The sequence below is a fragment of the Streptomyces sp. NPDC091649 genome, assembly GCF_044756785.1.
Taxonomy (GTDB): Bacteria; Actinomycetota; Actinomycetes; order Streptomycetales; family Streptomycetaceae; genus Streptomyces.
Genome location: NZ_JBIVTR010000005.1, coordinates 41,629 through 62,953 on the forward strand (window position 1 = coordinate 41,629; position 21,325 = coordinate 62,953).

The 21,325-nt window shown below is 72.4% G+C and carries 18 protein-coding genes and 3 tRNA genes; 8 read left to right on the top strand and 13 right to left on the bottom strand.

All coding sequences use genetic code 11. The features are described from left to right. Positions 1 to 44 precede the first annotated feature (44 nt). The 9 genes from purM to purS form a co-directional block, all read right to left on the bottom strand. Positions 45 to 1,118, bottom strand: coding sequence for a phosphoribosylformylglycinamidine cyclo-ligase (gene purM, locus ACIQMU_RS11865; protein ID WP_352239392.1), 1,074 nt, complete (start codon positions 1,116 to 1,118; stop codon positions 45 to 47). A gap of 60 nt (positions 1,119 to 1,178) precedes the next feature. After that, positions 1,179 to 2,705, bottom strand: coding sequence for an amidophosphoribosyltransferase (gene purF / locus ACIQMU_RS11870; protein WP_352239391.1), 1,527 nt, complete (start codon positions 2,703 to 2,705; stop codon positions 1,179 to 1,181). Between the two features lie 332 nt (positions 2,706 to 3,037). Then, entirely contained in the window at positions 3,038 to 3,886 is an 849-nt protein-coding gene (locus ACIQMU_RS11875; protein ID WP_352239390.1) for an META domain-containing protein, read from the bottom strand. Between the two features lie 61 nt (positions 3,887 to 3,947). Continuing rightward, positions 3,948 to 4,751 (bottom strand): sterol carrier family protein, encoded by an 804-nt coding sequence (locus ACIQMU_RS11880; protein ID WP_352239389.1) that lies wholly within the window; start codon positions 4,749 to 4,751, stop codon positions 3,948 to 3,950. Positions 4,752 to 4,761: 10 nt separating this feature from the next. Further along, positions 4,762 to 5,655: a M23 family metallopeptidase gene (locus tag ACIQMU_RS11885; RefSeq protein WP_402688768.1), complete on the bottom strand. Its 894-nt coding sequence runs from the start codon at positions 5,653 to 5,655 to the stop codon at positions 4,762 to 4,764. Positions 5,656 to 5,694: 39 nt separating this feature from the next. After that, a complete protein-coding gene (locus ACIQMU_RS11890; protein ID WP_352239387.1) occupies positions 5,695 to 6,201 on the bottom strand; it encodes a helix-turn-helix domain-containing protein in 507 nt (168 codons plus the stop codon). A gap of 129 nt (positions 6,202 to 6,330) precedes the next feature. Next, positions 6,331 to 8,580, bottom strand: coding sequence for a phosphoribosylformylglycinamidine synthase subunit PurL (gene purL, locus ACIQMU_RS11895; RefSeq protein ID WP_352239386.1), 2,250 nt, complete (start codon positions 8,578 to 8,580; stop codon positions 6,331 to 6,333). Next, a complete protein-coding gene (purQ, locus tag ACIQMU_RS11900) occupies positions 8,577 to 9,257 on the bottom strand; it encodes a phosphoribosylformylglycinamidine synthase subunit PurQ (protein WP_388537128.1) in 681 nt (226 codons plus the stop codon). Before purQ ends, purL begins: the two co-directional genes overlap by 4 nt. Beyond that, positions 9,254 to 9,502, bottom strand: a complete 249-nt coding sequence (gene purS / locus ACIQMU_RS11905; RefSeq protein WP_352239384.1) for a phosphoribosylformylglycinamidine synthase subunit PurS — start codon at positions 9,500 to 9,502, stop codon at positions 9,254 to 9,256. The genes purQ and purS overlap by 4 nt, the downstream gene beginning before the upstream one ends. Positions 9,503 to 9,925: 423 nt before the next feature. Between purS and ACIQMU_RS11910 the strand changes: the two genes are divergently transcribed. From ACIQMU_RS11910 to ACIQMU_RS11945, 8 genes are all read left to right on the top strand, one after another. Next, complete coding sequence (locus ACIQMU_RS11910) at positions 9,926 to 10,261, top strand: Lsr2 family protein (protein WP_352239383.1); 336 nt, start codon at positions 9,926 to 9,928, stop codon at positions 10,259 to 10,261. Positions 10,262 to 10,504: 243 nt separating this feature from the next. After that, positions 10,505 to 10,576, top strand: a tRNA-Gly gene (locus ACIQMU_RS11915). 79 nt (positions 10,577 to 10,655) lie between these two features. After that, positions 10,656 to 10,728 (top strand) — tRNA-Gly (locus ACIQMU_RS11920). A 168-nt stretch (positions 10,729 to 10,896) separates the two neighbouring features. Next, positions 10,897 to 11,904 carry an ABC transporter ATP-binding protein gene (locus ACIQMU_RS11925; RefSeq protein WP_402688769.1) on the top strand — a complete coding sequence of 336 codons (1,008 nt, stop codon included), beginning with the start codon at positions 10,897 to 10,899 and terminating at the stop codon, positions 11,902 to 11,904. Then, positions 11,901 to 12,719: an ABC transporter permease gene (locus ACIQMU_RS11930; protein ID WP_352239381.1), complete on the top strand. Its 819-nt coding sequence runs from the start codon at positions 11,901 to 11,903 to the stop codon at positions 12,717 to 12,719. Before ACIQMU_RS11925 ends, ACIQMU_RS11930 begins: the two co-directional genes overlap by 4 nt. A gap of 1 nt (position 12,720) precedes the next feature. Next, a complete protein-coding gene (locus tag ACIQMU_RS11935; protein ID WP_402688770.1) occupies positions 12,721 to 14,115 on the top strand; it encodes a sensor histidine kinase in 1,395 nt (464 codons plus the stop codon). After that, positions 14,112 to 14,732, top strand: coding sequence for a response regulator transcription factor (locus tag ACIQMU_RS11940; protein ID WP_352239379.1), 621 nt, complete (start codon positions 14,112 to 14,114; stop codon positions 14,730 to 14,732). Before ACIQMU_RS11935 ends, ACIQMU_RS11940 begins: the two co-directional genes overlap by 4 nt. Positions 14,733 to 14,755: 23 nt before the next feature. Beyond that, positions 14,756 to 14,831: transfer RNA gene (locus ACIQMU_RS11945), tRNA-Gly, on the top strand. A 55-nt stretch (positions 14,832 to 14,886) separates the two neighbouring features. Here ACIQMU_RS11945 and ACIQMU_RS11950 read toward each other — a convergent pair. The 4 genes from ACIQMU_RS11950 to purD all read right to left on the bottom strand — a co-directional run bounded on the left by ACIQMU_RS11950 (position 14,887) and on the right by purD (position 21,264). Then, positions 14,887 to 15,801 carry a phosphoribosylaminoimidazolesuccinocarboxamide synthase gene (locus ACIQMU_RS11950; protein WP_352239378.1) on the bottom strand — a complete coding sequence of 305 codons (915 nt, stop codon included), beginning with the start codon at positions 15,799 to 15,801 and terminating at the stop codon, positions 14,887 to 14,889. 108 nt (positions 15,802 to 15,909) lie between these two features. Further along, the gene (locus ACIQMU_RS11955) at positions 15,910 to 17,364 is read right to left on the bottom strand and encodes a N,N-dimethylformamidase beta subunit family domain-containing protein (RefSeq protein ID WP_352239377.1); all 1,455 of its coding nucleotides are present in this window, start codon (positions 17,362 to 17,364) and stop codon (positions 15,910 to 15,912) included. A 517-nt stretch (positions 17,365 to 17,881) separates the two neighbouring features. Next, positions 17,882 to 19,561, bottom strand: a complete 1,680-nt coding sequence (locus tag ACIQMU_RS11960) for a hypothetical protein (protein ID WP_352239376.1) — start codon at positions 19,559 to 19,561, stop codon at positions 17,882 to 17,884. 452 nt (positions 19,562 to 20,013) lie between these two features. Next, entirely contained in the window at positions 20,014 to 21,264 is a 1,251-nt protein-coding gene (gene purD / locus ACIQMU_RS11965) for a phosphoribosylamine--glycine ligase (RefSeq protein ID WP_352239375.1), read from the bottom strand. Between the last annotated feature and the right edge of the window lie 61 nt (positions 21,265 to 21,325).

Below are 21,325 nucleotides of genomic sequence, written 5' to 3' on the forward strand. Positions count from 1 at the left end.
GGGGCCGGTCACGGCTTCCCGTCCGGTGCTCGCGCGCGTCCGGCCTAGCGTGCGTAGTCGCCGGTCAGCTCGGCGCCCGTGGTGCGGTCGCCGCGGGCGGTGATCTCGCCGGCGACCCAGGAGTCGACCCCGCGGTCCTCCAGCGTCGTGAGGGCGGCGTCCACCGAGTCGGCCGGGACGACGGCGATCATTCCGACGCCCATGTTGAGCGTCTTCTCCAGTTCCAGCCGCTCGACCTGACCGGCCTTGCCGACCAGGTCGAAGACCGCGCCGGGCGTCCAGGTGGAGCGGTCCACGGTGGCGTGCAGGCCGTCCGGGATCACCCGGGCCAGGTTGTTGGCCAGACCGCCGCCGGTGACGTGGCTGAAGCCGTGCACCTCGGTCGTCCGGGTGAGGGCCAGGCAGTCCAGGGAGTAGATCCGGGTGGGCTCCAGGAGCTCCTCGCCGAGCGTGCGGCCGAACTCCTCGACCTCGCGGTCCAGGGACCAGCCGGCCCGGTCGAAGAGCACGTGGCGGACGAGCGAGTACCCGTTGGAGTGAAGACCGGAGGACGCCATGGCGATGACGGCGTCACCCTCGCGGATACGGTCCGGGCCGAGCAGGCGGTCGGCCTCGACCACGCCCGTGCCGGCTCCGGCGACGTCGAAGTCGTCGGGGCCGAGGAGGCCCGGGTGCTCGGCCGTCTCGCCGCCGACCAGGGAGCAGCCCGCCAGGACGCAGCCTTCGGCGATGCCCTTCACGATGGCCGCGACACGCTCGGGGTGCACCTTGCCGACGCAGATGTAGTCGGTCATGAACAGCGGCTCGGCGCCGCAGACGACGAGGTCGTCCACGACCATGCCGACGAGGTCGTGGCCGATGGTGTCGTACACGCCCATCTTCCGCGCCAGGTCCACCTTGGTGCCGACGCCGTCCGTGGCGGAGGCCAGGAGCGGACGCTCGTAGCGCTTCAGCGCCGAGGCGTCGAAGAGGCCGGCGAAGCCGCCGAGACCGCCGAGGCCCGCGACCTCGGGGCGCTGCGTCTTCTTCACCCACTCCTTCATCAGCTCGACGGCGCGGTCGCCGGCTTCGATGTCGACGCCGGCCGCCGCGTAGGAGGCACCTGTTGTCTCAGACATGGCCTGGGATCTTTCGTGTGGAGATACGGGGCTGGTGGGAGGGGCGGCGGCGCGTCCGGGTCACGGACGGCGCAGCGCGTCGGCCGCGGCGGTCGCCGCCGGGCCCGCCGCCAGCTCGGTCTCCAGCAGCTGCTTGCCGAGCAGCTCCGGGTCCGGGAGCTCCATCGGGTACTCACCGTCGAAGCAGGCGCGGCAGAGGTTCGGCTTGTCGATCGTCGTCGCCTCGATCATGGAGTCGATCGAGATGTACGAGAGGGAGTCGGCCCCCATGGAGGTGCGGATCTCGTCGACGGTCATGCCGTTGGCGATCAGCTCGGCGCGGGTGGCGAAGTCGATCCCGAAGAAGCAGGGCCACTTCACCGGCGGCGAGGAGATCCGGATGTGGATCTCGGCCGCGCCCGCCTCGCGGAGCATCCGGACCAGGGCGCGCTGCGTGTTGCCGCGGACGATCGAGTCGTCGACGACCACCAGGCGCTTGCCCTTGATGACTTCCTTCAGCGGATTCAGCTTGAGCCGGATGCCGAGCTGGCGGATGGTCTGCGAGGGCTGGATGAAGGTCCGGCCGACGTAGGCGTTCTTGACCAGTCCGACGCCGAACGGGATTCCGCTGGCTTCGGCGTAGCCGACGGCCGCGGGGGTTCCGGATTCCGGGGTCGCTATGACGAGGTCCGCCTCGGCGGGCGCCTCGGCGGCCAGCCGGCGGCCCATCTCCACGCGGGAGAGGTAGACGTTCCGCCCGGCGATGTCGGTGTCGGGGCGGGCCAGGTAGACGTACTCGAAGACACAGCCCTTGGGCTTCGCTTCTGCGAATCTAGTGGTGCGCAGACCGTTCTCGTCGATGGCGACGAGCTCACCCGGCTCGATCTCGCGTACGTAGCTGGCACCGCAGATGTCGAGCGCGGCGGACTCGGAGGCGACCACCCAGCCGCGCTCCAGACGGCCGAGCACCAGCGGGCGGATGCCCTGCGGGTCACGGGCGGCGTAGAGCGTGTGCTCGTCCATGAAGACGAGGGAGAACGCGCCCTTGACGTCGGGGAGCACCTTGGCGGCGGCTTCCTCGATGGTCAGCGGCTTGTCGTTCTCGTCGCGCTGCCCGGCGAGCAGTGCGGTCACCAGGTCGGTGTCGTTGGTCGCGGCGACCTGGGTGGCGCGGCCGTCCCTGCGCGGGAGGTCGGCGACCATCTCCGCGAGCTGGGCGGTGTTGACCAGGTTCCCGTTGTGGCCCAGCGCGATCGAGCCGTGCGCGGTGGCACGGAACGTCGGCTGCGCGTTCTCCCACACCGAGGCGCCGGTGGTGGAGTAGCGGGCATGACCGACCGCGATATGGCCCTGGAGGGAACCCAGAGACGTTTCGTCGAAGACCTGCGAGACCAGTCCCATGTCCTTGAAGACCAGGATCTGGGACCCGTTGCTCACTGCGATGCCCGCGGATTCCTGTCCGCGGTGCTGCAGGGCATACAGTCCGAAATAGGTGAGCTTGGCGACCTCTTCACCCGGAGCCCAGACACCGAAGACGCCACAAGCGTCCTGGGGGCCTTTCTCTCCGGGGAGCAGGTCGTGGTTGAGTCGTCCATCACCACGGGGCACGACACCGAGTGTAGGCGAGATCGACCACTGGTCCGAATTGGGGACCGGTCGGCAAAGCCACGGCGGGACAGGGACGACGGGCCTGTCCGCCGCCCGGGGCGGGCGTTTCGCGGGACTTCGGCCGGTGACGCGGAGTGACCATCGGATGGCCCGCTCGGGCTCCCCGAGGCGGACGCGGCGCTCACTTGCGGGCCGAGAGCCCGGTTACCGACAGGTAGGCCCCGCTCGTGACGGACGGGCGGCCGTGGCGCTCGGTGAACCCGCCCGATCACCGTCCCGACGGCTGGCCGAACGCTCGTTTCGTGGTGAGCCTCACACCGGGAGGCCGCCGGTCAGCCGTGCCGGAAGCCGCTCGCGGCCCCGGAAGGTGTGGCTGTGGCGCCGATCCCCCGGCCGTCGTCGGCGGTGACCGTCAGCGTGCTGCCCTTGATCGTGTACGTCGTCGGGCCCTTGAGGGCGGCGAGCACGGCGCGCTCGGTCTCCATCTCCGCCTCCGGGCACATCTTCCTGGTGCCCGCCACCGCCCCGAAGACGATCGTGGAGCCCTCGACCGCCGCCCGGCCGCGGAAGGAGTTGCAGCCGGAGTCGCCCTGGACGGCGCCGTCCTCGGAGAGGGTCAGGTGGGGCGCCCGCCCCTCCGGCAGATCCGCCGGTACGGAGGTGGCCGTCTCCCCGCTGATCAGGGTGGTCACCGTCCACCGGGTGCCGACCAGGTCGGCCGCCTTCTCCTCGCTGAGCGCGATCGTGTCGCCGTCCTCGGTCGTGAGGGTCAGCCTCTCGCCGGTGAGCTTCGCGGTGAGTTCGCCGCCCATCGCGCCGGTGGCGGCCTTCTCGAACCTCTCGATCTCCTCCTCGCACGCCATCTGCGTGGAGACGGGCTTGCCCACGGTGATCCGGTCGCCCTCCACCCGGGCGTCCGCGCTGATGTGGTTGCAGCCGAAGTCGGCCTTGACCCGGCCCTTCGGGTCGATCTCCAGCCGGGACCCCTCCGGGGCCTCGGTCTTCTTCCCGCCGACGGTCACGGAGTCGACGCTCCACGCCACCCCGGTGACGGGGATGTCGCTCCGGGCGGCGCCGCCGCCGTCCGCGGACCGCGCACCGGAGCCGGACTCCGTACCGCAGGCGGCGAGAGTGAGGAGGGCCAGGACACTGGCGCTGAGGGCCGTACGTTGTGTGTGCATGGCGATGTGACGGCGCGGGGGGCCGGTCCGGTTCCCGCCCGCGCCGTGCGGCCGGGCCGCCTCAGCCCATCAGCGGCAGCAGTCCGGCCAGGTCCGCCCGCTCCCCACTGGCGCTGACCTCGGCGTCCTCCAGGACCCGCGCCCACTCCGTACGCCCGGTGGCGAGCCGCATCCAGGTCAGCGGGCCGGTCTCCACGACATTGGGCGGGGTGCCGCGCGTGTGCTGGGGACCGCCGATGCACTGGACCACCGCGAACGGGGGGACGCGCACCTCGACCGAGCCACCGGGCGCCCGGTACGCGAGGGCGTCGGCCAGCAGCCGGGTGCAGGCGGCCAGGGCCTGTCGGTCGTACGGTATCTCCGAGCCCAGCGCGTCGTTCAGGTCGTCCGTGTGCACGGCCAGCTCGACGGTCCGGGTGACCAGGTAGTCGGTCAGCCGCATGGAGCCGACCCGGGTGGTCAGCAGCCGCTCCCCCGTGCCGGTCGCCGGGACGGCCGCGGTGAACCCGGCCTCCGCCTCCTCGTACAGCGCGGGGAGGTCGGGGCGGCCGGCCGCCAGGTCCTCGACGTCCCCGGCGATCCGGGCGGCGTGCTCGGCGGTGGCCGAGGGCCACACCGACAGGGCGACCTCGGGCTTGGGGCCGGGCGGCTCCGGCAGGGACAGGGACCGGGCGACGCTGCTCAGGCCCATCGCGACATGTGCGGCCAGCTCGCGCACCGTCCAGTCGCCGAGCCGGGTGGGCCGGGCGAGCTGGTCGGGCGTCAACGTGCGGACGGCGTCGCGGACATGGGCGAACTGGGCGAGGACCGCCGTCCGGGTCCTGAGGTGGTCGTAGGCGCGCGGGCGCTTCTTGGCCGGGGGCATGGGGCAGAGACTAACCGGCCCCTCCGACATCGCCCTCCCGGACCGGTGCGATCCGCTCCCCGGCCTCCCCTGTCTCCCCGGCCTCCTCAACGGTGAACGTCTCGCCGCCCGCGGGCACCCCGACGCCCCGCCAGGTGAACGGGACGCCTCGCGCCGAGTCCGGGTCCGGGCCGTCCATCAGGTGGAAGTGGAGGTGGGGTTCGGTGGTGTTGCCGGAGTTCCCCACGCTGCCGAGCCGCTGACCGGCGCGGACCGTGTCCCCGGCCCTCACCCGGAGCGAGCCGCGCTGGACGTGGGCGTAGACGGCGTACGTGCTGTCACCGAGGTCGAGGATCACGTGGTTGCCGATGATCCGGCTCGCACCGAGCATGTCCCGTACACCGCCCTCGATGAGCATCAGGTAGAGCAGCGCCGGCAGCGAGTTGCGGCTCAGGTGATCACGCTGGCCGTCGCGCGCCCGGACGACCGTGGCGTCGGCCACCGCGAGCAGCGGGGCGCCGAACGCCGGGAAGTCACGGTTGCGGCGGACGACCGGCCAGAAGAGGCGGAACGGCGGACGGGCCGGTGGTTCGCCCGGCCCCGTCCCGGGCTCCGCCACGATGTCGATCGCGTACGTCTGTCCGTACACGTGCGTCCCGTGGCTCGGCACCTTGTCCGCCGGGCTGTTCAGGGCGGACCAGCGGCCCGTCACCGGCGGGGCGACCTCGACGGCGGGACGGCTCCTCGACGTCGCCCTCGGACCGGTGCGGCTCAGGACGAGGCCGATGATCACGGCCGCGCCCGCGGGCACGAAGACCAGGCCGAAGGGCAGCAGCGGTTCGGAGAGGACCCCGATGAGCACCAGCGCCACGAAGACGAGCCAGCACACGCGGTAGAGCACCATCATCGCTTTGCGGACAGGCATGATCATTTCCCCCGGTCGTCGGTGTTCGGTCGGTGGTCCCTACGGCCGCCCCGCCGCCAGCACCACCAGCAGCGGCACCACCCGGGCCGGCGGGATCTCGTACCGGCCGCGCCCCGCGGCGTGCAGCCAACCCGCGCCGGTCAGCTGGCGCAGGTGGTGGTAGATCTGGCCGGTGGTGCCGGCCCCGTCGAGCGCGGCCAGTTCGGCGGCCGTCCTGAGGCCGCGGAGGATCTCGCGGAGCAGGCGCAGCCGGACCGGGTGGCCCAGCGCGGCGAACGACTCGGCGGCGTCCGCCCAGTCCCCGTCGACCAGGGCCTCGGTGAGGGCGCCGTACTGCCACCCGTACTGCTCGCCGGTGGGCAGGCGGACCGACCCCGTGTAGAGCACTCCCCCGTCGGCCGCGGCCTCGCCGAGGTCGGTGAGCTGCTGTTTCAGCCCGTTCAGCGCCCAGAAGTCGCCGTCGCCCAGACGGGGGGACTCGGGGTCCCGCCGCTCCAGTGCCGTGAGCCGCCGCTCCAGCTCGGCGACCCGCTGCTCCAGCTCCATGACACCAACCTTACGTAGTTACGTAATTCCCATCAAGGGATGTGGGGAAAAGGCCGCAGCCCCCGCCCGGATCATCCGGGCGGGGGCTGCGGGCACACCGGTCGACGCGCGACCCGGCGGCTGCTCGGCTCAGGCGAGCAGCGCGGGGATCGTCGCCTCGTGCGCCGTACGGAGCTCGCTCAGCGGGATGCTGAACTCGCCCTGGACCTCGATCTCCTCGCCGTCCACGACACCGATGCGGGCCACGGGCAGACCGCGCGCGCCGCACATGTCGTTGAAGCGGAGCTCCTCGCTGCGCGGGATCGAGACGACCGCGCGTCCCGCCGACTCGGAGAAGAGGAACGTGAACGCGTCCAGGCCGTCCGGCACGACCAGCCGGGCGCCCTTCCCGCCGCGCAGGCAGGACTCGGTGACGGCCTGGATCAGGCCGCCGTCGCTCAGGTCGTGCGCGGCGTCGATCATGCCGTCGCGGGAGGCCGAGATCAGGATCTCGCCGAGCAGCTTCTCGCGGCCGAGGTCCACCGTGGGCGGCATACCGCCGAGGTGGTTGTGGACCACCTCGGACCAGGCCGAGCCGCCGAACTCCTCACGGGTGTCGCCCAACAGGTAGAGGAGCTGGCCCTCTTCGGCGAAGGCGACGGGCGTACGGCGGTTCACGTCGTCGATCACGCCGAGCACGGCCACGACCGGCGTCGGGTGGATCGCCGTCTCACCGGTCTGGTTGTACAGCGAGACGTTGCCGCCGGTGACCGGAGTGCCCAGCTCCAGGCAGCCGTCCGCGAGACCGCGGGTGGCCTCGGCGAACTGCCACATGACGTCCGGGTCCTCGGGCGAACCGAAGTTCAGGCAGTCCGAGATGGCCAGCGGCTTCGCGCCGGAGGCGGCGACGTTGCGGTACGACTCCGCCAGCGCGAGCTGCGCGCCGGTGTACGGGTCGAGCTTGGCGTACCGGCCGTTGCCGTCGGTGGCCATGGCCACGCCCAGGTTCGACTCGGCGTCGATGCGGACCATGCCCGCGTCCTCGGGCATCGCGAGGACGGTGTTGCCCTGCACGAACCGGTCGTACTGGTCGGTGATCCAGGACTTGGACGCCTGGTTCGGGGAGGCGACCAGCTTGAGGACCTGCTCGCGCAGCTCGGCGGCGTTCGCCGGGCGGGCGAGCTTGCCCGCGTCGTCGGCCTGGAGCGCGTCCTGCCAGGACGGGCGGGCGAACGGGCGGTGGTAGACCGGGCCGTCGTGGGCGACCGAGCGCGGCGGCACGTCGACGATCCGCTCGCCGTGCCAGAAGATCTCCAGCTGGGAGCCCTCGGTGACCTCACCGATGACGGTGGCGATGACGTCCCACTTCTCGCAGATCTCCAGGAAGCGGTCCACGTGCTGCGGCTCGACGATCGCGCACATGCGCTCCTGCGACTCGCTCATGAGGATTTCCTCGGGCGAGAGGGAGGAGTCGCGCAGCGGCACCGTGTCCAGCTCGACGCGCATGCCGCCGGAACCGGCGGAGGCCAGCTCGCTGGTGGCGCAGGAGAGCCCGGCGCCGCCGAGGTCCTGGATGCCCGCGACGAGCTTCTCCTTGAAGATCTCCAGGGTGCACTCGATGAGGAGCTTCTCCTGGAACGGGTCGCCGACCTGGACGGCGGGGCGCTTGGCCGGTCCGGTGGACTCGAAGGTCTCCGAGGCCAGCACGGAGACGCCGCCGATCCCGTCGCCGCCGGTGCGGGCGCCGTACAGGATGACCTTGTTGCCGGGGCCCGACGCCTGCGCGAGGTGGATGTCCTCGTGCTTCATCACGCCGATGCAGCCGGCGTTGACCAGCGGGTTGCCCTGGTAGCAGGCGTCGAAGACGACCTCGCCGCCGATGTTGGGCAGGCCCAGGCAGTTGCCGTAGCCGCCGATGCCCGCGACGACGCCCGGCAGGACGCGCTTGGTGTCGGGGTGGTCGGCCGCGCCGAAGCGCAGCGGGTCCACGACCGCGACGGGGCGGGCGCCCATGGCGAGGATGTCCCGGACGATGCCGCCGATGCCGGTGGCCGCGCCCTGGTAGGGCTCGATGTACGAGGGGTGGTTGTGCGACTCGACCTTGAAGGTGACCGCGTACCCCTGGCCGACGTCGACGACGCCGGCGTTCTCACCGATGCCGACGAGCATGGCGTCGTTGGCGGGGACCTTCTCGCCGAACTGCTTGAGGTGGACCTTGCTGCTCTTGTACGAGCAGTGCTCCGACCACATCACGGAGTACATGGCGAGCTCGGCGCCGGTGGGGCGGCGGCCCAGGATCTCGCGGATCCGGGCGTACTCGTCCTCCTTGAGGCCGAGTTCCTTCCAGGGCTGCTCGGCGTCCGGGGTCTCGGCCGCGTGCTTGACCGTATCCAGGCTCATGCGTTGACCAGCTTCTTGATGATCGAGGTGAAGAAACCGAGGCCGTCGGTGCCGCCGGTGCCGATGAGCGGCTCCACGGCGTGCTCCGGGTGCGGCATCAGGCCGACGATGTTGCCCGCGGCGTTGGTGATGCCCGCGATGTCGCGGAGCGAGCCGTTGGGGTTGCCGTCCAGATAGCGGAAGGCGACACGGCCCTCGGCCTCCAGTTCGTCGAGCGTGTGCTCGTCGGCGGTGTAGCGGCCGTCCATGTTCTTGAGCGGGACGCTGATCTCCTGGCCGGCGCTGTAGTCCGAGGTCCAGGCGGTCTCCGCGTTCTCCACCCGCAGCTTCTGGTCGCGGCAGATGAAGTGGAGGTGGTTGTTGCGCAGCATCGCGCCGGGCAGCAGGTGCGCCTCGGTCAGGATCTGGAAGCCGTTGCAGATGCCGAGGACCGGCATACCGGCCTTCGCCTGCTCGATGAGGGTTTCCATGACCGGCGAGAAGCGGGAAATCGCGCCGGCGCGGAGGTAGTCGCCGTAGGAGAAACCGCCGGCCAGGACGACCGCGTCGACCTGGTGCAGGTCCTTGTCACGGTGCCACAGGGATACGGGCTCGGCGCCCGCGATCCGTACGGCGCGCAGGGCGTCCTGATCGTCGAGGGTGCCGGGAAAAGTGACGACGCCGATACGGGTGGTCACTTCTCCTCCACCTTCACGACGAAGTCCTCGATGACGGTGTTGGCGAGGAACGTCTCGGCCAGCTCGTTAATACGGGCGAGGGCGGCGTCGTCGACCGGTCCCTCGACCTCCAGCTCGAAACGCTTTCCCTGACGGACGTCCGCGATTGACTCGAAGCCGAGACGGGGCAGTGCGCGCTGCACAGCCTGTCCCTGCGGGTCGAGGATCTCGGGCTTGAGCATGACGTCGACTACGACGCGTGCCACTGGCACTCCCGGTGTGGTGGTGTGGTGCGGCTGTCTCTCCGGGGGGCTCCCCAGACCCCCGCGGGTCCACTCAGCGTACCTGGCCAAAATTTCTACGCGGGTAGATATCGGACAGCGGGCGCCCCGGCGAGCACCGCACGCGGATCACATCGAGATATCGGCCGCGACCCCCGCGCGGGAAAAGGTCTGGAAAAATTACGCCCGGATTGCACACGGATTGCACACGGACACGCGGATGTAATTGGGCGGGCTTCACAATGCGGCACCCGTCGCTGTACAAATGATTACCGGGGAAAGCAACATTGCCCCGGGGACAACGGAACAGTCGACGTCTCGTCGATCCGCATCCGCCCGCCTGACAGCCGGAAGGCCGGCATCCGCGCTCGCGACACGCGCCGGTGCCGTAGGAAAGGACCGATATCCGTGGCTCAGCGCGTAGTGGTGACGCTCTCCGACGACATCGACGGGGGAACGGCGGCGGAAACGGTGACCTTCGCCCTGGACGGGAAGACGTACGAGATCGACCTCAATCCCGCCAACGCGAAAAAACTGCGGAAGACGCTGGCGCCCTACATGGCCGCCGGACGGAAGCAGACGAACGCCGGCAAGCACGGCAGGACGCCCACGGCCTACCACCACACCTCCCTCGCCCCGGACCCGGCGGCCGTCCGCGCCTGGGCCCGCTCGCACCGGATGGAGGTGCCGGCCCGGGGCCGCATCCCGAAGAAGGTCTACGAGGCGTTCAACGCGGCCGACTGAGCCGCCGGCGGCCGCGCACCGGCCGATCCGGCGGTCCGCCGGACTCCGGCGGCGCGGGTGCCGGACGCCGGCGGCGCGGGTGCCGGACGCTCCGTCAGGCGGCCCCGGGGGGCCTGCCGGCCGGGTCCGCAGGCCCGTTCCGCGGAGCCCGCGGGGAGCCGACTTGCGCGACACCCCCGCAGGTCGGCTAGAGTCTGGAGCACGCCGAGGGGCGAGGCCGCAAAGCCGAATCCCACGCAGCGTGCGGGTGTAGTTCAGTAGTAGAACATCCCCCTTCCAGGGGGAAGGCGCAGTGTGCAATTCCTGTCACCCGCTCTGCACGACTCTTCGGACCACTTCGTTGGATCAGGTAGAGTAGTGCTCGCTCCACCGGTGAAAGCCGAGTGGTTGCACTGCGGACGTAGCTCAGTTGGTAGAGCGCAACCTTGCCAAGGTTGAGGTCGCCAGTTCGAACCTGGTCGTCCGCTCAGCATCAAAGGCCCTGACCTTATCGGTCAGGGCCTTTGTCGTGCTCCCGGCCCTCCTCCCGCTCCGGCCGCCGCCCTTCCGCTCCGAGCACTGCCCATGACGTTTGTCATGGGCAGTGGTGACAGCGCGCACTGCTCGCGGACCCGTTCCGGCGGAAAGCTTGCGGCATGACCAGCGACGACATTCCCAGCGACCGTGCGAACGGTCCCGTGATCGAGGCGAGCGAGGTCCGGCGCAGTTACGCCGGCGGCTTCGAGGCGGTGTCCGGTATCTCCTTCTCCGTGGCCCGCGGCGAACTGTTCGCCCTGCTCGGGACGAACGGCGCGGGCAAGACCTCCACCGTCGAACTCCTGGAGGGCCTGGCACCGCCGACCGGCGGCACGGTCCGGGTCCTCGGCCACGACCCGTACCGCGAACGCGCCGCCGTCCGCCCCCGTACCGGAGTGATGCTCCAGGAAGGCGGCTTCCCCTCCGACCTCACGGTCATGGAGACCGTACGCATGTGGTCGGCCTGCACCACCGGCGCACGCCCCGCCGCCGAGGCGCTGGAGATGGTCGGTCTGACCGCCCGGGGACGCGTGCGGGTCAAGCAGCTGTCCGGCGGCGAGAAGCGCCGCGTGGACCTGGCGCTCGCCCTGACGTCCCGGCCCGAGGTGCTCTTCCTCGACGAGCCGACGACCGGGCTGGACGCCGAGGGCCGGCAGGAGACCTGGGAACTCGTCCGGGCCCTGCGGGACAACGGCACGACCGTGCTCCTGACCACGCACTACCTGGAGGAGGCCGAGGCGCTCGCGGACCGCCTGGCGATCATGCACCAGGGGAGGATCGTGACGACGGGGACCATCGCGGAGGTGACCGCGCAGCAGCCGGCCAGGATCCGCTTCACGCTGCCCGAGGCCGTGCCGGTGGCGCGGCTCCCGCTCTCGCTGCTGGCCGCGGCCGAAGGGCCCCGGGTCGAGATCCGCACCGCCGCCCTCCAGGAGTCGCTGCACGAACTCCTGGACTGGGCCCGGGAGTCCGGCGTACGGCTGCACGGACTCGACGCCCGATCCGCCTCCCTGGAGGAGGCGTTCCTCGACATCGCGAAGACCCGGCACGCGCCCCGGGACCAGGACCCGCGCCGAGTGGCGGGCCGCTCCACCCGCTCCGGCGGCACGACGAAGGTGACGGCATGACGACGACGACCCCCTTCCACGACCGGACGCCCGCCGGCTCCCCCACCGGCCCGGCGGCCGTGACCAGGCGGCTGACCGCCCTGGGCCGCGCCGAACTGATCCTCCTGGTGCGCAACCGGACCGCGATCGTCGTGGCCCTGCTGCTGCCACTCGTGATGATCTTCGCGATTCACTCCTCGCTCGAACAGGTCGACCTCGGCGGCACCGGGCTCACCGTCGCGGGCGCCACCCTGACCGGCGGCATCGGCATGGTGCTCGTCCAGGTCGTCTACATGAACCTCGTCTCCGCCTACGTCGCCCGGCGCGAGGAACTCGTCCTGAAGCGGCTGCGCACCGGCGAGATCCCCGACCGCGAGATCCTGATCGGCACCGCGCTGCCCTCCGTCGCGCTGGCGCTCGCCCAGTGCGCGCTGCTGGTGGCGGCCGGCGCGATCGCCTTCGACCTGAGCGCACCGCACCGGCCCGCCCTCCTGCTGGCGGGGCTGCTGCTGGGCTTCCTGCTGATGTCGGCCCTGGCGGCGGCGACCAGCGTGATGACCCGGACCGTGCAGACCTCGCAGCTCACCACCCTGCCGCTGTACTTCGCCTCGCTCTTCGGCTCCGGACTCTTCGTCCCGCTGACGGTGTTCCCGGACAGGCTGGCGTCGGTGCTGGAGCTGCTCCCGATGACGGGTGTGATGACGCTCGTCCGGCACGGCTGGCTCGGCGGCGTCGAAAGCGGCGACCTGCTCACCGCCGGGGCGACCGCGCTGGCCTGGACCGCTTTCGGAGTGTTTGCTGTGCGACGGTGGTTCCGCTGGGACCCGCGCGGCTGACATGAAGGGACTGACGGGCGTGATCGGTCGGATACGGGGCTGGCGGCGCGGCTGGCACGAACGCAGCAAGCTCCAGCGCATCGACCTCTACACCCGGGTCACGCTCTGCTCGATCACCTGGGTGTTCGCGGTGTCCTGGGGCCTCCTGCCCCTCGGCAGGACCCTGGAGGCGGGGCCGGTCGCGATGGTCCTCGGCGGAGCCTTCCTGGCCGCCAACCTCGCCCAGTCCGTGCTCAGCACCCGCGACCTGGCGCCGGCCTTCGCCCACTACCGGGGAGTGGAGCGGTTCCCCCCGGGGCGGCTGCGGCTGCCCGCCGCGCTACAGGCGGTGATGACCGGCCTGGTGGTGGCGCTCGCGGCGGTGGGCGGCCTCGACGACGACGGGCTGATCCTGCTGGTGCTGGACCTGCCCGTGGCCTTCGCCATCCCGTACGTCCTGCTCGTGCCGGTCCGCACGTTCCTGCTCCACGCCGCCGTCTTCTCGACGACCGTCGTGGCCCTCCTGGCAGCCGCGGGCGTACCGGCCCGGCTGCAGTTCGGAGCGGCCGCCGCGCTGGCCGTCGTCATCCTGCTGATCCTCCTCTCGACCCGGCCGAGCGTCTGGAGCCTGTCGGTGATGTGGCAGGCGGAGGAGGCGCGGGACACGCAGGCCCGGCTGGCGGTGGCGGAGGAGCGGCTGCGGTTCGGCCGGGACATGCACGACGTACTGGGCCGCAACCTGTCGGTGATCGCCCTGAAGAGCGAGCTGGCCGTGGAGCTGGCCCAGCGCGGCAACCCCGCGGCGACGGACCAGATGGTCGAGGTGCAGCGGATCGCCCGCGCCTCCCAGCAGGAGGTCCGCGATGTCGTGCGCGGCTACCGGGAGGCCGACCTGCCGACCGAACTCACAGGCGCCCGGGGCGTCCTGCAGGCGGCCGGGATCACCTGCACCGTCGAGGGCGCGGACGGCCCGGCCGGCATCGGGGCGCCCGCCGCCGTGCAGGCGGCGCTCGGCTGGGTGGTGCGCGAGACCGCGACGAACGTCCTGCGCCACGGTGACCCGCGCCACTGCCGGATCCGGCTCACGCGGACGGCGGACGCGGTGGTGCTGGAGGTCGAGAACGACGGGGCCGGCGCCACGGAGCCGTCCGGCGGCCGGGGCGACGGCGGCGGCTCGGGCCTCGCGGGACTGCGCGAACGGCTCGGCGCGGTCGGCGGATCGCTGGACGCCGGCGCGGCCGGGGCCGGCCTCTTCCGGGTGACGGCGACGGTCCCGCTCGCCGGCCCCCGCCCGGATGCGAGCGGTCGCCCCGTGCCCTCCGCCCCCGTCGCCTCCTCTTCTTCTCCGCCCCCCTCTCCCGTCCCCGCGGCTGTCGACTCCCGCGACACCCCTTCCGCTCCTCCGGAGGAACGATGACCACCGATCGGCCCCTGCGGGTCCTGCTGGCCGACGACGAACACCTGATCCGGGGCGCGCTGGCCGCGCTGCTCGCCCTGGAGGAGGACCTCGTCGTGGTCGCGGAGGCGGCGAGCGGCCCCGAGGCCCTGGCGATGGCCCTGGCGCACCGGCCGGACGTGGCCGTCCTGGACCTCCAGATGCCCGGTGCGGACGGTGTGAAGGTCGCCACATCCCTGCGGGCCGAACTGCCGCACTGCCGCACCATGATCGTGACCAGCCACGGCCGCCCCGGACACCTCAAGCGGGCTCTGGCCGCCGGCGTGCGCGGGTTCGTGCCGAAGACGGTCAGCGCCCGCCGACTGGCCGAGATCATCCGTGCCGTCCACACCGGAAACCGCTATGTGGACCCGGAGTTGGCGGCCGACGCCATCTCCGCCGGAGACTCCCCGCTGACCGCCAGGGAGGCCGAGGTGCTGGAACTCGCGGCGGACGGGGCGCCGGTCGCGGAGATCGCGGAGCGGGCCTCGTTGTCCCAGGGGACCGTGCGCAATTACCTGTCCTCGGCCGCCACCAAGATCGGTGCCGAGAACCGGCATACGGCGGTGCGTCTCGCCCGCGAGCGGGGTTGGGTATAGTAGGCATCGCGCTTCGGCGCACTGCGGACGTAGCTCAGTTGGTAGAGCGCAACCTTGCCAAGGTTGAGGTCGCCAGTTCGAACCTGGTCGTCCGCTCCACGAGAAGAAGGCCCCGGTCGTCACCGACCGGGGCCTTCCGCGTATCCGACCGCCGTTACGACCAGTTGGTGCCGGTCAGCACCTCGTACGCCTCGATGTACTTGGCGCGGGTCGCCGCCACGATCTCCTGCGGCAGCGCCGGGGGCGGCTGCTCGCTCGCACGGTCCCAGCCGGAGGCCGGCGAGGTCAGCCAGTCGCGCACGAACTGCTTGTCGTAGCTGGGCTGCGCCCGGCCGGGCTCCCAGGTGGCGGCGGGCCAGAAGCGCGAGGAGTCCGGGGTCAGCACCTCGTCGGCGATGATCAGCCGCTCGGACCCGTCCTCGGTGGTCTCGAACCCGAACTCGAACTTCGTGTCGGCCAGGATGATGCCGCGCCGGTGCGCGATGTCCCGGGCCCGGCTGTAGACGTCGAGCGTCGTGCGCCGCAGCACGGCGGCCGTCTCCACGCCGACCTCGCGGGCGACGTCCTCGTAACTGACGTTCTCGTCGTGGTCGCCGACGGCCGCCTTGGTGGCCGGGGTGAAGATCGGGCCCGGCAGCTCCGACCCGTTGACCAGGCCGTCGGGGAGACCGATGCCGCAGACCGTACGCGTGGCGTCGTACTCGACGAGCCCGGAGCCGGTCAGATAGCCGCGGGCCACGCACTCGACCTCGACCATCCGCAGCGACTTGCAGATGAGCGTGCGGCCCGCCCAGTCGGCAGGGGCGCCCGGCGGCAGCTCGGTGGAGATGACGTGGTTGGGGACCAGGTCGGCCAGCTGGTCGAACCACCAGAGCGAGAGCCGGGTGAGGACGCGGCCCTTGTCGGGGATCTCGGTGGGCAGGACCCAGTCGTACGCGGAGATACGGTCGCTGGCGACCATGACGAGGTCGCCCGCCTCGTTCCGGTACAGGTCGCGCACCTTGCCGGTGTGCAGGTGGGTGAGGCCCGGAACCTGTTCGGGCTCGGGCTTTTCTACAAAACCGGACACGGTGCCTCCGCGTAGATTGATCCAGGAGCGGTTCCGATTGTCCCGTACCCCCGGGGCCGTCCGCGCGCGGGGCTCGGCCGACCGCGCCCGCCTCTCCGGGGCCCCGGATCAGTCGCGCTTGCAGATCCGGTCGAGGAGATTGGCCGTGGCCCGCTGAATCCGGGGGTCGGTGTGCCCGGGGCGGTCCAGCGCGGGGGACCAGGCGAAGGTGCCGGAGGCGAAGACGAGCGCGCCGGAGGGGGCCTGGTAGAGCGAGGTCTCCTGGTGGCGGGTGGCGCCCTCGGAGTCCTCGTACGGGGAGTGGGCGAGCAGAATCCTGTTGTCGTGCTCGGGCAGGCTGGTGCGCGGGTAGTAGCGGTCGGCCTCCCCGGCGACCAGGCCCGGGATCTCGTCGCCCTCGACCGCCCCCGTGGAGTCCCAGAGCCAGTGCTCGGCGTTGCGCACGATCAGCGGGCGGGGCTCGGGCACCCGGCCCGCGTACTGGATGCCGAGGAGCTGCTGCTCGGGCCGGTCCACCTCGCGCCACAGGGCCGACTTGCCGGGCCCCCGGCGCTTGCGGCAGGTCAGCAACCGGTCCGGTTCGCCGGAGGCGGACGGGGCGAGGCCCACCTGCCAGTACATGGTGTTGGCGGAGAGGAAGACGAGCGAGGTCCCGGAGTCCCGGGCGCGCTCGGCGGCCCGGCGCATCGGCAGCGACCAGTACTCGTCGTGGCCGGGGAAGACCAGGCCACGGTAGCGACTGGGGTCCACGCGGCCCGCGTGCAGATCGCGGGCGTCGGCGTAGGCGAGGTCGTAGCCGTACCGCTCGGCCCAGCGGATGAAGTCGTACGCGTGCCCCACGTGCAGCGGCAGGCCGGCCCCGGCGTACGGGCGGTCGAAGGAGATCGTGACGGCGGCGTCCTCCTCGCCGAGCAGCCGCCCCCGCTCGTCCCACGCGTGGTACAGGCTCGCGCCGGTGCGGCCGTCCTCCGGGTAGAGGTTGTACGCCTGCCAGGTGATGTCGGGCAGCAGGAGCAGCAGGTCGGCGGGGTGGTCGTGGCGCACGGTGAAGGGGATGTGCGAGCGGTAGCCGTCGGCCGTGGTCAGGACGGCCACATGCGCTCCGACCGACCAGTAGCTCGGGATCTGGAGCCGCCAGGACATCCACCAGTGGTGACAGGAGACGGTCCGGTCGGCGGCGAGCGGAGGGGGCTGGACGATGCCGGAGAGCCGCGGGCTCGTGGTGATCTTGGCCGCGCCGTCGCCGCCGTAGTGACCGATCCGGTAGACGTCGACGGAGAACTGCTGGGGCGGGTCCACGGTGATGTGGAAGTCGATGGCCTCGCCCGGGGCCGCCGCGCCGGGCGAGACGAAGCCCTTGATCTGGCGGTGCACGTCGTCGGCGGTGCGGGTGCCGCCGCCGGTGGACCGGCCGAGGTCGGCGTACCAGGGGACGACCTGGCCGGTGTCGTCGAAGTAGTTCTCACTGCCGCGCAGCCAGGGCAGCGGGCCCTGTCCGAAGGGATCGCTCACCGCGTGCGCGAGGGCACCCGACTCCCACCGGCGAATCTGCTCCGCCCCCATGCCGCGCCCCTCCCTCGGATCCCCCGGACCGTTCGCGGGATCCCCGGACAACTCTGGTGCGCCGAATGTCAGCGCTGATCCCCAGCACATCACATAACGCACGCACCTCGTCACCCTTCGTCGCGAATTGACGGTAACGGAACGATTCCTTCCGAACAGGGGCGTCCCGTACCCGCGCGACGGCACGGGGCGGGTCACCGCGTTGACGCACGGGGCCCGACCACCGGCCGTACGGCGCCGCGGGGGCGGTCGTCGGCGTACGTGAACGCACGTGGACGCACGTGGACGACACCGACCGCCGCGTGCGCGCACACGCGTGGACGACTCGGGACCGGGCCGCGCCTCACCTGCACGAGGAGCGCGACCGGACCGGACCGGGCCGTCGGGTTCGCGTTCGGGTTCGGGTTCGGGTTCGCGTTCGGTCGAGCCGGACCGGACACACGTGCGCGGGGGTCGAGCGGACCGGGCCTCGCGTTCGCGTACGCGGATCAGTTTCTGGCCGGGCCCGCGTACGCGGTCAGACCAGGCGGACCGGCTTGTCGGAGCGCACGCCCACCTCGGCCAGCCAGGACAGCAGCGGGTCCGGGTCGCCGTCCTCGACAAGGCTGAGGACGGGAGTCGCGAGGTCCGCCCGGCGCTCGCCGCCGACGAGCAGCGCGGGACCGTCCAGCCAGTCCAGGCCGGGGGCCGCGCCCGCCGTGTCCACGGCAGCGCAGCAGACCATGGCCGCCACGTGGTCGGCGAGCAGTTCGGTGCCCGTACGCGGCGGCTGGAGCGGGAAGAGGGGCAGCGGTCCCGGTCCCCAGAGGTCGAGGGGGTCGTCGGCCGCGCCGGTCTCCGGGCCGACGTGACCCGGGCCGACGGGATGCGGGGTCTCGGCCTCCTCGCGGGCCACCGCCGCTCCGATGCCCGCCGCGAGCGCCTCGCCCGGACCGCCGGGCCCACCGGAACCGGACAGGTGGTCCATGACCCGCGCCAGCGTCGGAACGGCCTGGTCGGCGGCCGCGGAGGCCCGGGGGGAGCCCAGGGCCCCCAGGACCCGGTGCAGCCGGGCCGCCTCCGTACGCCACTTCCGGTCGACGACCTCGTCGGGATACTGCTGCCAGTCCACCGGCGCCCAGCCCGGACCGCTCTCGGCGGGGCCGCCGTGGAAGAGCCGGGCGGCGAGCAGGGACGCCGCCTCGTCGGCCACCCCGGGCTCTTCGAGCAGGTCGCACGCGGGCCGCTCGCCGAGGCGCAGGGCGAAGCCGTCGGCCAGCCGGTCCCGGCGGGAGAGCTCGGTGAGCGCGGAGACGACCCCGGCGTCCAGCCGGGAGGGCCAGCGGCCCATCCGCCAGGCGGGCAGCGCCACCCGGGTGAGCAACCGGTCCCAGCCGGCATAGGCGAGGCCGATCTGTTCCTGGGCGGCGATGCGCAGACCGTGGTCGACCGTCTGCGCGCGCATGGAGGCGGCGGTGGCCACACACCGCTCCATCTCGGCGGCATGGCCCCGGCAGGCCCGCAGCAGCAGCCTGGCGACCCAGCCCGCGAAGGCGAGCGGCGCCCCGCGCACCGCACCCCGGCCGGGGGCTGCGGCATCGGCGATCGCGGCGTCCAGACCGCGCACGAAGCGGCGGGCGGCGGCTATGTCGGGGTGCGCGGCCGGGCCGGTGCCCGCCACCACGGGGGCGAGGACCGCGCGCAGCTCGGCGACCCGCATCCACCACAGGAACGGCGAGCCGATGACCAGGACGGGAGCGGCGTCCCCGGCCCCGGGAGCGAAGCCCGGGGCCCTTCGGAGCGCGCGGTGGGTCCGGTCCTCCAGCCAGCTGTCACAGTCCGGGGTCAGCGCTATCGCGGAGGGCGCGGGTACGTCGAGCCGGTCGGCCAGGTCCCTGACCAGGCGGTAGAGGTCGGGGGCCCCGCCCTCGGGCACGGGGACGGTCGGACTCATGGCGGGCCGCGCACGGGCCACGGAGACGGCGACCAGGACGGTCACCAGCAGCACGACGACCGCGACGCCGAGGACCGTCCAGCGCACGGCGTCCCAGGCCGGACCGGCCAGATGCCCCTGCGCGCCCGCCGCGAACAGCACGATGGCGACGGCCGCGGGCAGGATCGCCACGGCCAGTGCCCTGCCGCGGATCCGCAGCAGGGAGAGCGCTCGGGCCTGCGCGGCCCGCGCCCCCAGCTCCTCACCCACATCGATACCGGACACGGCCGGACGTCACCCCCTCTGCCCTCCGACGGTGTTGCTCACTGCGACGGTGTTGCTCACTCCCCCACTGTGGCACCCCTCACTGACATCGCAATGCCGGTGGGCCAAGTGCCGGAACGCCTGCGCCGCACCCTAGTTGGGGCCCCGTCAGCCGTCATCCGGATGGCGCAGTCGTCACCCGATGGTGTGGCTTTGGGCAAAGCTGCTGACGTGTCCGCATCCATAGGCAAGCAGCAGGCGAGCAGCCTGCGCAGAGCGCGGTCACCCCGCAGCCCCTCGCGTCCACCCCGTACACCGGTGGCGTACGGGGCGGGCGGAGGGGCTGCGGGGTGTCCGGAAGCCGGGGGGGGGCGCCCCGGGGCTTCGCCCCGGCGGCTTGAGGCGCGTCGACGGGTGCCGGCACGGGGCGGCGGCCGTCAGGCGCGTTGCGCGTAACGGCACGGGTGGGTGTGTCAGCCGCGAGACGCCTTCAGGGCGATGTCCGTACGGTGCTGGGAGCCCTCCAGACGAATCCGGCCGAGCGCGGTGTAGGCGCGCTCCCGGGCCGCTGTGAGGTCCTTGCCGGTCGCGGTCACCGACAGCACCCGGCCGCCCGCGCTGAGCACCTGGCCGCCCTCGGCGCGGGTCCCGGCGTGCAGGACGTACGCGTCGGGGGCATCGCGCGCCGCGACGTCCGCGAGCCCGTCGATCGGGTCGCCGGTGCGCGGGGTGTCCGGGTAGTTGTGCGAGGCGATGACCACGGTGACCGCGGCGTCGTCGCGCCACTTCAGCGGCGGAAAGGTATCGAGGGTGCCGTTCGCGGAGGCGAGCAGGACACCGGCCAGCGGGGTCGTCAGCCGGGCCAGCACGACCTGGGTCTCCGGGTCGCCGAAGCGGGCGTTGAACTCGATGACCCGTACGCCGCGCGAGGTGATCGCGAGGCCCGCGTAGAGCAGCCCGGAGAAGGGCGTGCCCCGGCGGCGCAACTCGTCGACGGTCGGCTGGAGCACGCTCTGGAGGACCTCTTCGACCAGCTTGGGGTCCGCCCACGGGAGCGGGGAGTACGCACCCATGCCGCCGGTGTTCGGACCCTCGTCGCCGTCCAGGGCGCGCTTGAAGTCCTGGGCCGGCTGGAGCGGCAGCACGGTGGTGCCGTCGGTGATCGCGAAGAGACTGACCTCGGGGCCGTCGAGGAACTCCTCGATGACCACGCGGTCGCAGGACAGCGCGTGGGCGCGGGCCGCGGCCAGGTCGTCGGTGACGACGACGCCCTTGCCGGCCGCGAGGCCGTCGTCCTTGACGACGTACGGGGCGCCGAAGGCGTCGAGGGCCTCGTCCACCTCCGCGGGGGTGGTGCAGACGTAGCTGCGGGCCGTGGGCACGCCGGCGCCGGCCATGACGTCCTTGGCGAACGCCTTGGAGCCTTCCAGCCGCGCGGCTTCGCCGGAGGGGCCGAAGCAGGGGATGCCGGCCGCGCGCACGGCGTCGGCGACCCCGGCGACGAGCGGCGCCTCCGGGCCGACGACCACCAGCCCGGCGCCCAGGTCGGTCGCGAGACGCGCGACGGCGTCACCGTCGAGCGCGTCGACCGGGTGCAGTTCGGCCACCTCTGCGATGCCGGCGTTGCCGGGGGCGCAGTACAGAGCGGTGACATCGGGGTCGAGGGACAGAGAGCGGCACAGGGCGTGTTCGCGGGCGCCGCCGCCGATGACGAGGACCTTCACGGGGTGCAGCCTAGCCGCCGGGGGCGCCGGGCCCCGACGGCAGCCGATGCGTGGACGGCCC

Coding starts and splice junctions, on each gene's coding strand:
- ACIQMU_RS11935 (WP_402688770.1), top strand. CDS start 12,721: ATGAAGGGACTGACGGGCGTGATCGGTCGGATACGGGGCTGGCGGCGC.
- ACIQMU_RS11890 (WP_352239387.1), bottom strand. CDS start 6,201: ATGGAGCTGGAGCAGCGGGTCGCCGAGCTGGAGCGGCGGCTCACGGCA.
- ACIQMU_RS11940 (WP_352239379.1), top strand. CDS start 14,112: ATGACCACCGATCGGCCCCTGCGGGTCCTGCTGGCCGACGACGAACAC.
- ACIQMU_RS11885 (WP_402688768.1), bottom strand. CDS start 5,655: ATGCCTGTCCGCAAAGCGATGATGGTGCTCTACCGCGTGTGCTGGCTC.
- ACIQMU_RS11930 (WP_352239381.1), top strand. CDS start 11,901: ATGACGACGACGACCCCCTTCCACGACCGGACGCCCGCCGGCTCCCCC.
- purM (WP_352239392.1), bottom strand. CDS start 1,118: ATGTCTGAGACAACAGGTGCCTCCTACGCGGCGGCCGGCGTCGACATC.
- ACIQMU_RS11875 (WP_352239390.1), bottom strand. CDS start 3,886: ATGCACACACAACGTACGGCCCTCAGCGCCAGTGTCCTGGCCCTCCTC.
- ACIQMU_RS11880 (WP_352239389.1), bottom strand. CDS start 4,751: ATGCCCCCGGCCAAGAAGCGCCCGCGCGCCTACGACCACCTCAGGACC.
- ACIQMU_RS11925 (WP_402688769.1), top strand. CDS start 10,897: ATGACCAGCGACGACATTCCCAGCGACCGTGCGAACGGTCCCGTGATC.
- ACIQMU_RS11955 (WP_352239377.1), bottom strand. CDS start 17,364: ATGGGGGCGGAGCAGATTCGCCGGTGGGAGTCGGGTGCCCTCGCGCAC.
- purL (WP_352239386.1), bottom strand. CDS start 8,580: ATGAGCCTGGATACGGTCAAGCACGCGGCCGAGACCCCGGACGCCGAG.